The organism is Gemmatimonadota bacterium (genome assembly GCA_016704275.1).
In the GTDB taxonomy this organism is placed as follows: domain Bacteria; phylum Gemmatimonadota; class Gemmatimonadetes; order Gemmatimonadales; family GWC2-71-9; genus Palsa-1233.
Genome location: JADJAK010000001.1, coordinates 198,575 through 214,909, shown reverse-complemented (window position 1 = coordinate 214,909; position 16,335 = coordinate 198,575). Strand labels below are relative to the sequence as shown.

Genomic DNA, 16,335 nt, shown 5'->3' with positions numbered 1-16,335 from the left:
CGGTGATCCTCGCCGAAGACGCCCGCGGCTGGGGCACGCTGGGCCGCGCCGTGAGCGCGGTGCACTGGGAGCCCGACCTTGCGCTCTCGGCCCAGCTCGCCGTCGATCGCGAAGGCCTCACCGTCATCACGCAGGACGTGGCCCTGCTCGAACGACTGGTAAAGCTCTCTGGTCCCGCCGGCCTCTGCGCCGAGCTGCGTCCGGGCCCCGATCGCCACGCCGTGCTCGCCGCCGCCCGCCGCCTCGGCATCCCCGCCGTCGTCACCGGGGGCGTGGTGATGGCACACGCGGAGGACTGGAACCGGCACCGGCTGATCCACGCCATCCACGGCAACGGCACGCTCTCGGGTGATGGCGAACAGCGACGGGCGCAGCAGCCGCCGGGCCCAGGAATGCACGGCGCGCCTCTCGCGGTCGCCCGCCCTCGCGACGCCTGGGCTCCGCCCCGCCGCCGATCTCGAACGCCACTTTCCCGACGTCCCCGACGCCTTCGCCGCGGCGGCCGTGATCGCCGAGCGCTGCCAGTATCGCATCCCGATCGGTCGCACGATTGCACCGCGCCACGCCGAGGCGAGCGATGCGCTGCAGCAGCTGCGGTCACTGGCCTACGAGGGCGCCCTGCGTCGCTACGGCACCATCGCGCCGGTGACACGCGATCGACTCGAGCACGAGCTCGCGATCATCGGGATGAAGGGCTTCGCCGACTATTTCCTGGTGGTGCGCGACATCGTCCTCCACGGCCCGACCCACTGCGGCCGCGGCTCGGTCGCGAACTCGATCGTCTCCTACTGCCTCGGCATCACCCACGTCGAGCCGCTCGGCGCGGGGCTGTTGTTCGAGCGCTTTCTCAATCCGGCGCGGCGCGATCCGCCCGACATCGACCTCGACTTCCCCTGGGACGAGCGCGACCGGATCCTCGCGTGGGTCTTCCGCAAGCATCCGCGGCCGCGCGCGGCGATGGTCGCCAACCACAACTGCCTCCGCCTCGCCGGCGCACTGCGCGAAGTCGCCAAGGTGTTCGGCCGTCCGGCCGCCGAGATCCGCGACATCACCCGGCGCATCCCCCATTTCGGCAGCGGTGAACCGGTCGAGGAGCTGCTCGCCTCGCATCCCAACTTCCGTGGCATGCGACTGCCGCAGGGATGGGACCGGATCACCACGCTGGCGGACAGCCTGGTCGGCACGCCGCGGCATCTCTCGCTGCATCCGGGCGGCGTGGTGATCGTCCCCGGCGCGCTCACCGACGTGGTGCCGCTCGAGCCCGCCGCGAAGCGGCTCGCCGATGCGCCGGACCTGACCGTGCCGGTGATCCAGTTCGAGAAGGACGGCGCCGAAGACGCCGGGCTCGTGAAGATCGACCTCCTCGGCAACCGCTCGCTCGCGGTGATCCGCGATGCGATCGCCATGGTCCACGTCAACACCGGCGTGCAACTCGACTACACCTCGCAGCAGGCCGGCAACGACCCCGCAACGCGCGCCCTCTTCCGCACCGGCGACACGCTCGGCGTCTTCTACACCGAGTCGCCCGCGAGCCGCATGCTCAACCTGAAGAGCCAGGCCGAATCGTTCGAACTGCTGGTGCTCAACACCAGCATCATCCGCCCCGCCGCCAATCGCTTCATCCAGCAGTACCTCGAACGGTTGCACGGAATGGAGTACGAGCCGCTGCATCCCTCGCTGCGCGACACCCTCGCCGAGACGTTCGGCGTGATGGTCTACCAGGAGGACGTGGTCAACGTCGCGCATGCCTTCGCCGGACTCGACTGGTCCGCGGCGGACGGCCTGCGCAAGGCGCTCGCGAAGAAGCGCCCGGGGAAACAGCTTGCCGCCTACTTCGAGGAGTTCGTGCGCGGCGCGCGGACGCGCGGGCGGGACGAGGCCAGCATCATCACCGTCTGGGAGATGGTGCTCTCCTTCTCCGGCTACTCCTTCTGCAAGGGCCACTCCTGCTCCTACATCCAGGTGGCGCAGCAGAGCGCCTACCTGCGCGCCAATCATCCGGCGGAATTCATCGCCGCGGTGCTCTCCAACGAGGGCGGCTTCTACCGCAGCTTTGCCTATGTCGCCGAGGCGCGGCGGATGGGCGTCGCCATTCTGCCCCCCTGCGTGAACGCCAGCGCCTGGCGCTGCACCGGCCACCCCGACGGGATGCGCGTCGGACTGATGTTCGTGAAGGGATTGTCGCGGGATGGCGCCGACCAGCTGCTCGCGGCACGCGACGCCTGCGGTCCCTTCACCTCGCTGGCGGAGCTGCGCGCCCGCACCGCCCTGCCGCCCGATGACCTCCGCCTCCTCGTGAAGGTGGGTGCGCTCGATGGGATCGCGGGTGGGATGACTCGGCCGCAACTGTTGTGGGTGGGCGATACGACCGACCGCGAGCTGGCACCTGGAGCGGGGGGGCTCCTCACGACGCCACCACCCGTCCCCGCGCTCCGCGATTACGACACCGAACGCAAACGACGCGATGCCTGGGCCCTGCTCGGCTTCTGCCTCGACGCGCATCCGATGGCGTTGCACGCCGAGGAACTCACCCGCTTCCGCCTGGTGAAGAGCAGCGACCTGCACCGGCACGTCGGCAAGCGGGTGCTGATGGCGGGGATGTACACCACCGGCAAGCCGGTGCACACGGCCACCCACGAACCGATGCAGTTCGTCACCTTCGACGACGGCGACGGATTGATCGAGTGCGTCCTCTTCCCCGCCGTCTACCGGGAACGCGCCCACGTCCTCTTCGACCAGGGGCCCTTTATTTTCCGCGGCGTGGTGGAGGAATCGTTCGGGGCGCTGACCGTGACGATCAGCCATCTGGAGCGGTTGGAGCGGATGCTGGCCAGAATGGGACCCCGCCCACCGGGCAGTTCGGAGGCATCGATGATCGATCATCGATGATCGATCATCGATCGCGGTCCAACCCCCCGTGCCCCCGCCCCGTATTGATTCGTCACCTGCGAAGCACCCAAACTGGAGTCCCAGACCCGATGACCCGCATTGCCACGACCCTTGCAGTTCTGAGCCTGACCGCCGCCCCGTTGGCTGCCCAGAGCCACTACACGCTGAATCCGACCGGCACCGAGGCGCGCTATCAGGTGCGGGAGCTGCTCGCCGCCAACACCATCGAGAACGACGTCGTCGGCAAGACGGCCGGCGTGACCGGCGGGATCGCCCTCGACAAGGCGGGCAAGGTGGTCTCCTCCGGCTCCAAGATCACCATCGACCTCACCCTGCTGAAGACCGATCGCGATCGCCGCGACGGCTACGTGCAGCGCAATACCCTCGAGACGGCGACCCACCCGAACGCCGTGCTCGTCGTCAAGGAGATCACCGGCCTCCCGGCGAAGATGCCGACCACCGGCGCGCTGAGCTTCACCTTGGTGGGCGACCTGACCCTCAAGGGGGTCACCAAGCCGACGACTTGGACGGTCACCGCCACCGCCAGCCCGACCGGCCTCACCGGGACTGCCAAGACGAAGTTCACCTTCTCCGAGTTCGGCATCGCGGTGCCCCGCGTGCCGGTGGTGGCGCGCGTGGACGATCCGATTCAGCTGGAGCTGGATTTCAACTTCGTGAAGGACGGGAAGTAATCGATCATCGATGATCGATGATCGATGATCGATTTGGTAGTATAGTTTCGGGGTGCATCCCTCCTGGCCCCTCCCCGCCGAAGTCGCCGCCCTCGCGGATCAGCTCTCCCCGCTGATCCGCTTTGGCTGTTCCTCCTGGACGTATCCGGGGTGGACGGGGCTGATCTACGAGAAGCCGTATCCGGCAACCGGGGCTGGTGCGAAGATGCTGGCGGAGTATGCGCGCTGGCCGCTCTTCCGCACGGTGGGGATCGACTCCTTCTTCTACACGCCGCCCTCCGAGCGGACGCTGGCGAGCTATGCTGCGGCGCTCCCCGCCGACTTCCGCTGTGTCAGCAAGGTCTGGGATCGGATCACCGCGCACACCTTTGCGAATCCGAAGGAGCGGGCCCACTTCGGGCAACTGAACCCTGACTGGCTCAACGCCGACCTCTTCACCAGCGAAGTCCTCGGGCCGATGCAGGCGCATTTTGCCGAGCATATCGGGCCGTTCGTCTTCGAGTTCCAGACGATTGCGCGTACCGCCAAGATCAGCGCTGCCGACTTCGCGACGCGGCTCGATGCCTTCTTCGGGAAGCTCCCGCGCGGCATCCCCTACGCCGTCGAGCTCCGCAACCAGGAGTACCTGAGCCCGGAGTACTTTGCGGTGCTGCGGACCCACGGCGTGGCGCACCTCTTCAACAGCTGGACGCGCATGCCATCGATCGGCGAGCAGTTCCTGCTCCACGATGCCATCACGGCCGACTTCCTGATCGCCCGCGCACTGCTCCGGCCCGGACGCACCTATTCGACGGCGGTGGATGCCTTCTCGCCGTACGATCGGGTCCAGGATGAGAACAGCGAGCTGCGGGGTGACCTGGCCGCGCTCGCCAAGGCGGCCCTCGAGCTCCGGGTCCCGGCCTACCTGATCGTGAACAATCGCGCCGAGGGATCGGCGCCGCTCACGATCACCGCGGTCGCCCGCCAGCTGGTGGCATCGGTCGGCCGGTAACGATCGACTCGGCCAACGCCGCCGGTTCCGGCACCATGGTGGCGTCGAGCAGCGCCACCCCGCCGCCGGCCCGCAACTGTACCAGGCCGAGGAGTGCGGACCAGACCGCGACGGCGAGACGAATCGCCTCCTCGGGCGCCCCGCCACCGATCGACCGTTCCACCACGCCGACCAGTTCCGCCAGAAAGGTCCCTCGGGCCTCCTCGAGATCGGGGCCGATTGCCCCTCCGCACCCCGCCATCAGCTCCCACCAGGCCGGGTGCTCATCGGCAAAGAGCACCATCCGCCTTGCCCCTTCCGCCGCCCTGACCCCGCTCGGCGCCAGCGTCGCCGCTACCCTCCGGTACCCCTCGGCCGCGATCGCCTCCAGCAACGCCCGGCGGTCAGGGAAGTGCCGGTACGGGGCTGACCCCGTCACGCCGACGCTCTTGGCGAGTTGCCGCAACGAGAGGTCGGCGATCCCACCCCGCTCCAGCTGACGGATTCCCTCGCGAATCAACTCGGCGCGGAGATCGCCGTGATGATAGCCCGACTTCGGCTTGGCGTTGTCGTGCAACGAGTTAGGCATATGTGATCAATGTACACTTCGGCCTTGGAATCGCAAATGTGTGCATTGCGTACATGTGGTGAAGATTTCCGATGGCACTGGCTGTATCCCGCAGAGACGCAGTGTGAGCAGGGGCGCGGTTGGTCGAACGGTTCTTTGGTGTGAAGTCGGAACCGTGGTTTTCGGCCCGGCGAGTATCGACCCTTAGCCGCCGCTGAGCAGCACCAGGAGCTCTGCCCCGTGAACCCGCTCCGCCTGGCGGACGGTCTGCTCTGCCGCTGATGTACGCGCTGCCCACATTTCTCGAGCGGCGTCCAGCCCGTAGCCGATCGGGCGGAGCGTGACACCGAATCTGGCGGCCACGCCGTCGCCCAGGGACGCGAAGCGTTCGACCCAGCGGGCTGCGGTGGCGTCGTCGGCGGTGAGCAGGAGCAGGTCGAGGGGGTCGCCGATCCGTTCGGAGCGGGTGGCGACCCGTCCGACGACGGCGACGGCGAGGAGGGTGGGGTCATTCGGGGTCGTGGCGGCGGCCCGGAGCTCGGAGCGGAGGGCTGGCCAGTGGTCGGCGCCGGCGCGGAGGACGGCGAGGATCGAGGGGGTGAGCCGGTGGGCTGAGCGCACCTGCACCAGGCGCTCGCGTCCTCCCACCACCCGTTCGACGATCCCGGAGGCGAGCAGGTCGTCGAGCGCCAGCTCGACGGTCCGGAGCGCCATGCCGGTCCGCCGAGCAACTTCTCGCTGCTGGAGCGGGTTTGCGGCCGAAGCGAGCACTCGCATCACCGCCACTTTTCCGCGGGTCCCCAGAATGGCGGAGATCGGGTCGTGGATGGCGGCCGTTACTGGCGACTTTGGCATACATAAAGCAGTCGTATGACTGGTTTATTGTCAAGGCGAGAAGCGAGAAGCGAGAAGCGAGAAGCGAGAAGCGAGAGAAGCGAGAAGCGTGGCCCAGCGGAGAGATCCTCCCGCCAAGCCACGCTTCTCGCTTCTCGCCTCTCGCTTCTCGCCTTTACCCGACCTCGACCCCAATCATCGACCCCACCCGCGCGATGGTCTCGCCGATCTTGTTGTTGGGCGTCGAGGCGCCGGCTGTGATGCCGATGATCTTCGCGTCACCCAACCAGTCGGCGAGGATCTCTTCCCGCTTGGTGCGAACCGGCTGGTGCCGCAGCGTCCCGGCCTCCGGATCCACCCCTTCCGCATCCTCGATATGGTACGTCCGGACGCCCTTGCTCTCGGCCAAGGCGGCGAGGGCGCAGGTGTTGGACGAGTTGTACCCCCCCACCACCAGCATCAGGTCGAGCGGATCCTCGAGCAACTCGACGACGGCATCCTGGCGCTCCTGGGTGGCCGAACAGATGGTGTCGAACGACCGGAAGTGGTCCGCGATCGTCGCCTCGCCATAGGCAACGATCAGCGACTTCCGGAGCTCGGCGGCAATCGCCAGCGACTCGCCCGAGAGCATCGTGGTCTGGTTGGCGACCCCGATCCGCCGCAGGTCGGCCGTGAAGTCGAAGCCGGGCGAACACGCCTTGGCGAATCGCGCCGCCAGCGCCGTCGTATCGCCCTTCCCCTCGATCACGTCGCAGACCATCCGCGCCTCGGCCATGTCGAAGACGACCAGGTACTTCCCGCCCTCGTGCTTGGTCGCTTGCGACGCCGTGGCCTGCGTCTCCTCGTGGTAGTGCTTGCCGTGAATCACCGCCGTGTAGCCATCGCGGGCGTAGCTGTCGACCCGCTTCCAGACGTTGAGCACCGAGCCGCAGGTGGTGTCGACCAGGACGCAGCCAATGGCGCGCAGCCGCTGGAAGTCCTTCATCGTCACGCCGAAGGCCGGGATGATGACCACGTCCTCGGGAGTGATGTCGGTGAAGTCGAAGTCCGCGCCGGGGTTGTGCTCGAGGAAGATGATCCCCATCGCCGCGAGCTTCTCATTCACGTGCGGATTGTGAATGATCTCGCCGACCAGCAGCAACCGACGATCGGGGAACTTGCGGCGGGTCTCGTAGGCATAGTCGACGGCGCGATCAACGCCGTAGCAGAAGCCGAATTCCTTGGCGAGCCGGAAGGTCAGCGGGCCGACCTGCAGCCGATTCCCGTTGGCGCGGACGGTCTCGACGATCCCGCTGGCGTAGTCCGCCGAACGCTGCGCCTCGATCTCGCCCTTGAGGCCGAAGCCGCGGCGGAAGTAGGTGGATTCCATGAGGGGAAGATACTCGTCAAGGCGGGGTTCGGAGAGGAGGATGATCGATCATCGATGATCGATCATCGATCATCGGCCGTCAGGGGCAGCCCACCGCCCGCGACTCCACCTTCAGGTTCCGGAATGCCCCGGTGACACTGATCGTGTCGGAGGACATCGGCGGCTGCATCCGGATGGTGAAGGTGGCGGAGAGGAGGCCACCCTGGGGCACCAGCTCCACCAGCCCATTCTGACCGCGATACCCCGCGAGGATCGCGGTGTCGGCAGGCCACCGCAGGGCACTCGAGGCCGCTGGGCGCGGGCCGCCTGCCGCCGCGATGAACTCGGCGGGCAGCACCGACATCGTCCCCTTGGCGAGGGTGTCGGCCGCATGGACGACCATGACGAAACCGGTGTCGTTGGAGAGCCCTTCGACGATGGCAACGCGACTCCCGGGGCACCAATTCACCGTCGCCGGGAGCGTGGCACTGCCCTTGAACTTCCCCTTCCAACTGAGGGCGATGGCATTCGCCGGCACGCCGCCCAGCGGCAGCGCGCCGTCGCGCCCACGCCACCACCAGAACCCCGCCCCGGCGGCCACCAGCAGCAGGCCCACCCCGACCATCAGTCGGCCTCGGGTCACCGCGTGCCGCCGAAGATCAGGTCGAAGCGGAGTCCGCGGCCCGCGCGCTCGGTGATCGGATGGCTCAGTTCGGCGCGGATGATTCCGCCGAGCACGGTGACCCCAACGCCGGCGCCAGAGAGGAACGGGGCGTCGCCGAAGGCGTCTCGACGCCCGGCCTGGCCGGCATCGGCGAAGAGCACCGTCTTCACGGCGCCTCGACCGGCACGCATCAGGTCGAGCTGGGCCGACCAGAGGGCGTCGCCGCTGGCCACGCCGAAGTCGTAGCCGCGCACGGTGTTCAATCCGCCGGCACGCAGCGCCATCTGCGGCACCATGTCGCTGCCCTGGGCGAGTCCACCCTTGAGCCGCAACGTTACCGCGCCGCGCCACCACGTCTGCCGCCAATCGGCAGTCAGCCGCCCCGCGACCTCCCCATCCACCGCGACACCTTCCACCGACAGCCCGAACGCGTGCCCATACTGCTGCGCGGTGTAGCGCAGCTGCCCACCGGTCGCGAGACCTTCGCGGACCGAGGGATTGCCGGGGAAGGACCACGACTTGTCGAACGTGTGCGGCAGGCCACCGTTCGACTCAGTCACCACGCTCTGCTGGTCGGCGACATAGCCGGCGAGGAGCAGTTCCCGACCCAATCCCGTGCTCCGCTCGAGCTGCAGGCGCACGCCCTGCGAGAGGAGATAGGCTCCCTCGTCGCGGCCGACCAGCATGCCGCGGAGCGAATTGCCGAAGGTCAGGCCGCGTGCCCAGGGATCGATGTCGGCCAGGTCGCGCCCACCGGCGATCGTGAAGCGCCCGCTCGGCGCGTCGCGCACGATCATGCCGCTTGCCATGACCCGATGATCGGCGAGGCCATAGCGCGCCGTGGCGAACGCCGTCGTGAATCCCCACGGTGTCCCGAAGCGCTGGCCGTACGAGAAGGTCGTCCCCTGCACCCGGTTGAAGCGAATCAACTCCGGGAGCTTTTCCCAGGCGAAGCCGAATCCCGGCTTGCCGCTCAACCCCGGCGGCAAGTCCTCGACGATGCCGGCGACGTCGGCCATCGCCTCGCGCAGGCGGGCCCGCTCGACCGGATCCTGTTCGAGAACAAGGGAATCGCTCCACGCCGCGTACTGCCGCAGCGAATCAACCGGCGGACGATGGACCTGATACCGACCACCCCGGGCGAGGTAGCCGGTGTTGTCGCGGGCGCGGAGGGAATCGGGAATGACGTTGTCACGCCGGGCCGCCCGCAGCGAATCGCGCTGGGCCACGCGCTCCTCACGACTGAGCCGGGACGTCGAATCGCGGAATGGCGCCGTGAAGACGACGCCCTTGCCGGTGTTGACCTCGTAGTCATCGAAGGTCGTCGTCGCCTCAAAGGGCACGGTCAGGCCGCCGCCGAGCGGCACCGTCACACGCCCCGAGAGGACCTGCCGTGCCGGCAACCAGTACTTGTTCTCTTGCAGCGAATATTCCAGGTCGGCATCGAGCTGGATGAGCTGCTGCACAATGCGACCTGCACGCCGGGCGCCGACCGAATCGCCCGACATCTCGTCATCGAGATCGGTCCAGAGTTCCCGTCCGACAAAGCGGAAGGTGAAGCGCACCACATCGCCGCTCTCGGTGTCGACCCAGAGCCGGCCCGCCACGGCGATCGCCGCGTTCTCCCGCGGCGTGATCGTGATCGAGCGGATGGCGAAGCGGCGGCCCTGCATGCCGATCACCAGCGAGTCGCCCGCGGCGTAGCGGTAGATCGCCTCGGCGCCCTTCGAGAGCGGATGCGGCGCGGCGCGCGACGAGGCATCGCCACCCAGCACGCGGATCGAGTCGCCGAGGGTGCGCGGGACGAACCAGGGCCGGTCGAACGACGATATCAGGTTCACGCCATCGAGACGGGACGCCTCGCGACGGCCGAGGATGTCGACGCGCAGATCGTTCGGCAGCGACCAGTGGACGGTGCCGTCCTGCTCTTCGACGGCCGCGGTCGGCACATTTGCCCAGCGCCGTTGGCCGATCCCGAACGACACGCGATAGCGGAGGTGGGCTTGGTAATCGCGGACGGTGGTATCGGCGGAGGCATGACGCGCAACCGCACGAGCCACCAGGTCTCTGGTGGCTCGGTCGGCGTACGTGGTGGTGTCGGCGGCCTGTTGCCCGATCAGGGCAAAGGCCAACAGCGCTACGACGCCTGATCCCACTTGGTGCGCCCGTCCCGGTGGAGGCCATAGGCACGCAGGCGACGCCAGAGCGTGGTGCGCGAGATGCCGAGGGTCTTCGCCGTTTCCGCGAGGCGCCAGTTGTGGGCCTCAAGCGAGCGGACGATGGCGTCCTTTTCCCGCTCCGCCAAGGTGGTCGGACCCTCCCGACGGGGGAGGAAGATCGCCTCACCGAGCTCAAGCGAACCAACCCGGATCGGGGCAAGCCGACCACCCATCCCAGCGAGCTCAGGGAGGAGGTCGTCCTTCTCACCGGCGGGGTCAAGCCCGGCCTCGGCGAGGGAATCACGCCCGGAGGCGTTGAGGTACAGAATCCGCCCGTCCTTGTCGAACACAATGACGCCCTCGTTGAACGAATCGAGGAGCGCCTTCGCGAGCGGCGAGAAGACCGACGGAAGGGTCGGGGTCATCATCGGCTGGGTCATGTCAGGTGATACGCCCAAGGGGGCCTCTTGGTTTCAGTTGGTGACGTGGGGCGGTTTCCTCTCCCCGCTCCGACGGGCCATATTCTTCCCTCATCCATGACTGATGCCCAAACGACCGCCTCCGTGTCACTCCGCCGCCCTCTCGGGAGCTGGCCGCTCATTGCGGCGGTCGCCTGCATCAGTGCGGGGCTGGTCGTCGGCCCCCTCCTCATCTCACCAGCGCCGGACTCGACCGTGGTCGCCGTCTCCGGCCTGGTTGCCCTGCTCCTGCTCGGACTGGGCGTCCTGGCGCTCATCCAGACGCCGGATGCCCCCCCGACCGCCCCGTTCCTCGGGCTCGTCTCGGCTGCGGCCGTCCTGACCGCCCTGCTGAGCATTGACGCGCCGGTCAGCAAGACGACCCCGCTCGGGCTCTTCCTGATCATCGGCCCGTGGCGTTACCTGTTGACGCCCGTCGTGGTCCACTTCGCACTCGCGGTCGCCTGGAACCATCAGCAGCGCTTCTGGTTCGGGATCGTGACCGGCTGGTACGCCCTCCACGGCGCCCTTTTTGTGGCCACCGCCGGGGGGATCGCCTTTGGGGAGGCCCCACTCCTTCGGGTGGTCGACGGTTTCTTCCTGCGGCAGACCTTCGAACCGGTCGGGGCCACCCTGGCGGTCGGCGCGCTCCTCCTCTCGTTGGCCTCGTCCAATCGCCGGGCCTCCCAGCGCCAGGCCGTGAGCTGGACCCTGGCAGCGGTCCTCTTCGGACTGGTCCCAGCGGTGGTGAGCTCGCTGGTGCCCGAACTACTGGGTTCGGTGGGGTTGCCCCTCCTCCCTGTCTTCACGACGCTTCCGCTATTGGCCCTCTTCGGCTTGGGCGGGATTCTCGCCCTGCCGATGGTCAATCCTCGGAAGCGTGACCTGGCGGCCTATCGGCTGGCCCAGCGCCTCCTGGACGACGCCGACCTCCAGGCCGGCATTCGCGAGAGCGCCGAAGAGTTGCGGAAGCTCTTCGAGGCCGAAGCGGTCGTGATCCGCATCGGGACGCCGGAGCTCGAAGTCACGGTCGGTACGCCCCGGCGCGCACGCCCCGAGGGGACGTTCGTGCCGGACGCCGAGACGTTCGAGGAGCGGCGATCGGTCGTGGCGCCCATTGGACGCAGCGGTGATCCGCTCGGCGAGGTGTACCTCGAGGGGCGCTTTCCGGGGGCATTCGGGCGCCGCGAGCGGGAATGGCTGCTCGCCTTCCTCGGGCCGATCTCCTCGACGATTCGGGTTCGGCGACGCGAAGCCGAGCGTGAGATGCAACTCAGCGGCTTTGCCCACGATGCCGGCGAAGTGAGTCGCGGGTTGGCGCATGCCACCGGATTGTTGCCGGAGTTGGTGACCGACGACGGCCGCGGGCTGCCGTTGCCCGTCGATGCCAGCGAGGTGCTCACCCAGTTGAGTGATGGCAGCAAGGCGATCGGCGCGCGGAGTGACGGCCTCGAGACGGCGGTCGTGGAGGCGCGCGCGCACACCCGCGCCGCCACCGATGCCATCGCGCGCGCCGTTGACGGGCTTGCCGCGCTGAGCGTGGACTTGTCCGCGATTGATCGGCACAGCGAAGCGATCGCGGCGAGCAACGACACCGTGAGCGGCGTCGCCTTCCGCACCAATTTGCTGGCGAACACGGCAGCGCTCGAGGCGAGCCGCGCCGGCGCCGCGGGGCGGACCTTCACCGTCCTCGCCGAGGAGATCCGGCGCCTGGCGGATGCCACGACCGAGGCGTCGAGCGCGATCGCGGCGCAGACGGCGACCCTCGCCAGCGACGGGACCGCGCTGCAATCGGAGCTCGAGACGCTCCGTCATGCGTTGACCGAAGCGATTCGGGAGGCGGAGGCGAGCGAGGTGACGGCCCGCCGCATCACCGAGCTCGCCGGCGGCCTCGAGAGTTCGGCCCGTGCGCTCTGGCCCGCGATTGAGGAGGCGAACATGGTGGCGGCGCGACGCAGCGCGCGCGATGCTCACCTGACCGCCACGATGGAGTCGTTCATGGCAGAACGTGCGCAGTTGGCCACGGCGCTCGCCGCGCACCGCGACGCGGTGGACCGCCTCGGCGAACGGCTCGAACGGTTGGTGCGCGCGGGACGTGGCCGGGCCCGACCCGCGGCCCGCTAGCTCTCCGCGCCCGCCGCCGAGGCCTCGAGCGCCACCTGCTCGGCGCGGAGGATGCACCCCAACCCCACGAAGATCGCGAGCCCGGCGCCGATCGCCCGCGGCGTCAATTGCTCGCCCGCGAGCACCAGCGGTGCGACCACCGCCGTCAGCATCGGTTGCAGGTAGACGAAGCCGGCCACGACGTTCGACGACGTGCGTTTGAGCGCCCAGAGATTGAGGAAGTAGGTCCCCACCGTCGGCCCCAACACGATCCAGAGCGTCCACCACCACGCCGAGACCGGGACCGTGGTCCAATCAAGATGCCAGAGCGCCCACGCGCCGATCGGGAAGTAGCCGATCGCGGCGGAGGTGAAGATCAGGGCGACCGAGGGAATCGAGCCGTGCCGACGCACCAGTGCCCGTGAGTAGACCAGGTAGAGCGCGTAGGCCACCATGCCGACTTCGATCGCCAGGTTGCCGAGCGCCGTGTCATGATCAAAGGCGATGCGATCGGGGCCGATCAGCCAGACGGTGCCGGCGATCGCAATCGCCATCCCGGCAAGTTTGAGGGGCGCGGGACGTTCGCGCCCGGTGACGACGCCGATGATGGCCGTGAGCACCGGAATGGTGGCGACGAGAATCGTCGCATTGATCGCGGTGCTGTGGCGCAGTCCGAAGAGGAAGAGCGTCTGGTTGAGCGCGAGGCCGAGCAGCCCGAGCCCGATGAGTCGCCAGCGATCGCCCGACGGAATGACCACGGCCGTCTGGCGACGACGCACGAGATCGAAGACGATGGCGCCACCGGCGAGCCGGAAGGCGACCAGCGCAAACGCAGGAACGAACGGCAGCACGAACTTGCCGGTGATGGCGAGCGACGCGAACAGCACCTGCACCATCACCAGCGCCAGGATGACGCCGAGGCTCACCGCCGCTTTCCTCCGCCGCGTCCGCCTTTGCCGCCGCCCTTGCCGCCACGCCCTCCACCACCGCCTCCTCCACCACCACCGCGACGGTCGTCACGGCCTCGACCGCGACCACCACCCTGACCACCCCGGCCCCGGGCATTGCGCTCGCGATCCTGTGGTCCGTGGCCGGCGCCACGCCGACCCGGGGGATCCATGCGTCGCGGCAGCGGGCGCGCGAGAATCGCCTGCAGCCCGGCCAGATCCTCGGCCTGCAGGAGGTCATCCGCGCGCTTCACGGCAAAGACGACCGGCCGGTCGAGCACCGGAATGTCCTCCGCCACGAACCGTCGGGCCTGCCCTTCGCGCAGATAGAGCCGTGCGATCGGCAGGTTGTTGCGCACCTCGTAGCCGATCGGCGACGCGTCGCCATGGATGCGCACCGAGGTGGGCAAGGCGTCGAGATGGCGCCGCGCGTCGAGCGGAATCATCGCCTCGGCATCGAGCGTGATCGGCGTCTTCTGGAAGCCGGCCCAGCTGGTGACATCCTCGAGCTGCGCCCGGATCAGCGCACGGATGGTGGCGGGATCGACCCCCTGCAAGGCGCCGCCGCTACGCCGCCAGTATTCGTCGAGGTCGCGCACGATGCGCACGATGCGGCCGCGGTCGGGATGCTCGACCGAGCCATCGAGCAACCCTTCCGTGAGCAGCTCCCGAGCCTCGGCCTGCAGCGCGTCGGGGATCTCGCCCTCGATGTGACTGAGATCGTGTTCGAGCTCGAAGCCGAAGTAGGCGAGCCGGCGCGAGATGCCGAGCCCCTGCCGATGCTTGTGCCCGGCGAGCACCACCTGCGGTGCGCCATAGCTGGCATAGCGGCGCACCAGGTCGAAGGGGATCGTCGTCCCCTCGATGCTCGCGCGCGCGGTGCCGAAGCGGTCGGCGAAGTACCGCAGGTTGCCGGCGACCGCGCCCCAGCTCCCGGCCACCGAGGTCTTCGAGATGCGGGCGTCCTGTCCGTCCACGGTCCGCTCGTCGAGCACGAGCTCGAACGGCGCGATCCGCGCCAGCAGGTCGATGAATGCGGCGCGCCGATCGCGATCGGCGTACGGGATCGTCGCCGGCAACTCGAGATCGAGCGCGCGATAGACGGAGGCCATCGCCAGCGCTCCGTCTTCGATTGCCTTCTGCAGCACGCCCCGCTTCTCGGCCCAGAGGCCGAGGGCCTTCTCGTCGAAGACGTGGCGACGCAGTCCGTGCACCTCGCCCAGCGTGCTGCACTGGTTCACCGCTTCGACCAGCAGGTTGTAGGCGGTCAGGTGATCGCTGCCCGGGACGAGGGCCCCGTGGAGATCGCGCTCCTCGCGGGTCATCCGGTGCAGCGAGTCGATGCCGCTCGCGCCGGCGACCAGCGGCAACAGCGTCTCGTCGGCATGGACCAGCAGTTCCGCCCACGGCCGCTCGACCGGTAGTGCCTCGACATCGCGGCCGTACCGGGTGAGTCGGCCGTTCTCGATCAATCCGCGCGAGGTGAGCCGCGCCATCGCCTCGCGGTACGCCGTGCGATCGAGCGGCACCGGCAACTCGAGGCCGCTGGCGTCGACGCCGATCGCCGCACAGGTCAGCGCGACACGCTCCGCATCGCCGGCCAGCTGGAACTCCGGCGGCGCGGGCTTGAGCGTGGCGAAGTCGAGCGGCCGATCGGAGAGGATCACCACCTGACCATTGGCGACGCGCCCATGCACGCGGCCAGCCATCTGGAGAATCTCGTTGGCACCGAGATAGAGGCGATGCAGGACGTTCTTGCCGCGATCGACGACGTTGCCGTAGCGGGCGTCGTAAATGATCACGGTGTCGAGGCCGGGGAGGTTGAGCGCCGACTGTCCGGCCGCCGTCATCGCCAGCAGATACGGCTTCTTGACCTCGCCCTCGAGGAAGGGGCGAATGATCCTGATTGGCTCGCCCCCGTGGTAGAAGGCGGCGTTGAGCTTGGGGAAGCGCGCCGCGAGTCCCTCGCCCAGCCGCTCCACTTCGGCGCGCGTTGGGAGGAAGACCGCGACGCCTCGGTTCTCACGCACGAAGCGCCGGATGGTGGCATCGTCGAGATACGCTTCCGGCTGCTTCGGTTCGACCGTGACGTGCGCACGGAGCGCCGGGTCGAACGCCGAGGTCTCCAGCATCTCGTCGCTGCTGAGGTACTCGCGATAGAAGGTCGGATCGACGGTGGCGGAGAGCCAGATGAACCGGCACCCGGTTCGTTTCCCGAGGGCGAGGCAGAGTTCGAGCTCGGCGGAGGTCTGGTGGATCTCGTCGACGATCAGCGTGTCGCGGGGGGTCACGAAGCCGTCGGTCAGCCAGCGGCGGGCGATGCCCGTGGTGACCACGATGACATTCCACGAAGGCGTGTCCGGTGTTGCCTCGCGCTCGCGGTTGACGACGCCGATGCGCAGAGGCTCGCGCAGGATCGCTTCCGCAATCAACCGGGTGCCCAGCGTCTTCCCGGTCCCGGTCCCGGCGACAATGCCGAAGCCCTTGCCGGCCCCCGCCCACTCGATCAGCTCGGCGCCATGCTTCCGCTGCAGCAGCGTCTCGACCCGCGCATGGAGGGCAAGCTCGATGGTCTCGCATGACGCCCGGGTGGGCGCGATGACGATGACCCGACCGCGGGGATGGTCGGCCCGGTGGTAGGCATCTGGGTCGGGCGGGAGAAAATGGTCGCGCTTGAGGTCCACAGGGGAAAAGTACATCCCC

At 68.5% G+C, this 16,335-nt stretch carries 12 protein-coding genes; 4 read left to right on the top strand and 8 right to left on the bottom strand.

Features of this window, described 5'->3' with window-relative positions:
* Positions 1–351 precede the first annotated feature (351 nt).
* The 3 genes from IPG05_01025 (at position 352) to IPG05_01015 (ending at position 4,572) form a co-directional block, all read left to right on the top strand.
* Positions 352–2,889 (top strand): DNA polymerase III subunit alpha, encoded by a 2,538-nt coding sequence (locus IPG05_01025; GenBank protein ID MBK6493683.1) that lies wholly within the window; start codon positions 352–354, stop codon positions 2,887–2,889.
* Positions 2,890–2,978: 89 nt separating this feature from the next.
* Positions 2,979–3,581 (top strand): YceI family protein, encoded by a 603-nt coding sequence (locus IPG05_01020; GenBank protein MBK6493682.1) that lies wholly within the window; start codon positions 2,979–2,981, stop codon positions 3,579–3,581.
* Positions 3,582–3,633: 52 nt separating this feature from the next.
* Positions 3,634–4,572 carry a DUF72 domain-containing protein gene (locus IPG05_01015; protein ID MBK6493681.1) on the top strand — a complete coding sequence of 313 codons (939 nt, stop codon included), beginning with the start codon at positions 3,634–3,636 and terminating at the stop codon, positions 4,570–4,572.
* Here IPG05_01015 and IPG05_01010 read toward each other — a convergent pair.
* The 6 genes from IPG05_01010 to IPG05_00985 form a co-directional block, all read right to left on the bottom strand.
* Positions 4,529–5,140 (bottom strand): TetR/AcrR family transcriptional regulator, encoded by a 612-nt coding sequence (locus IPG05_01010; protein MBK6493680.1) that lies wholly within the window; start codon positions 5,138–5,140, stop codon positions 4,529–4,531. The genes IPG05_01015 and IPG05_01010 overlap by 44 nt on opposite strands.
* A gap of 183 nt (positions 5,141–5,323) precedes the next feature.
* Positions 5,324–5,974, bottom strand: a complete 651-nt coding sequence (locus tag IPG05_01005) for a hypothetical protein (GenBank protein ID MBK6493679.1) — start codon at positions 5,972–5,974, stop codon at positions 5,324–5,326.
* A 154-nt stretch (positions 5,975–6,128) separates the two neighbouring features.
* Positions 6,129–7,322, bottom strand: a complete 1,194-nt coding sequence (locus tag IPG05_01000; GenBank protein ID MBK6493678.1) for a 4-hydroxy-3-methylbut-2-enyl diphosphate reductase — start codon at positions 7,320–7,322, stop codon at positions 6,129–6,131.
* Positions 7,323–7,401: 79 nt separating this feature from the next.
* Positions 7,402–7,926, bottom strand: coding sequence for a hypothetical protein (locus IPG05_00995; protein ID MBK6493677.1), 525 nt, complete (start codon positions 7,924–7,926; stop codon positions 7,402–7,404).
* Between the two features lie 14 nt (positions 7,927–7,940).
* Positions 7,941–10,097, bottom strand: a complete 2,157-nt coding sequence (locus IPG05_00990) for a hypothetical protein (GenBank protein MBK6493676.1) — start codon at positions 10,095–10,097, stop codon at positions 7,941–7,943.
* A 5-nt stretch (positions 10,098–10,102) separates the two neighbouring features.
* Complete coding sequence (locus tag IPG05_00985; GenBank protein MBK6493675.1) at positions 10,103–10,564, bottom strand: hypothetical protein; 462 nt, start codon at positions 10,562–10,564, stop codon at positions 10,103–10,105.
* Positions 10,565–10,660: 96 nt separating this feature from the next.
* Between IPG05_00985 and IPG05_00980 the strand changes: the two genes are divergently transcribed.
* On the top strand, positions 10,661–12,706 hold the full coding sequence (locus IPG05_00980) for a hypothetical protein (GenBank protein ID MBK6493674.1): 2,046 nt from the start codon (positions 10,661–10,663) through the stop codon (positions 12,704–12,706).
* On the opposite strand, the gene IPG05_00975 is transcribed toward IPG05_00980, so the two are convergent.
* On the bottom strand, positions 12,703–13,611 hold the full coding sequence (locus IPG05_00975; protein ID MBK6493673.1) for a DMT family transporter: 909 nt from the start codon (positions 13,609–13,611) through the stop codon (positions 12,703–12,705). The two genes, IPG05_00980 and IPG05_00975, sit on opposite strands and share 4 nt — an antisense overlap.
* Complete coding sequence (locus tag IPG05_00970) at positions 13,608–16,238, bottom strand: DEAD/DEAH box helicase (GenBank protein MBK6493672.1); 2,631 nt, start codon at positions 16,236–16,238, stop codon at positions 13,608–13,610. Before IPG05_00970 ends, IPG05_00975 begins: the two co-directional genes overlap by 4 nt.
* Positions 16,239–16,335 lie beyond the last annotated feature (97 nt).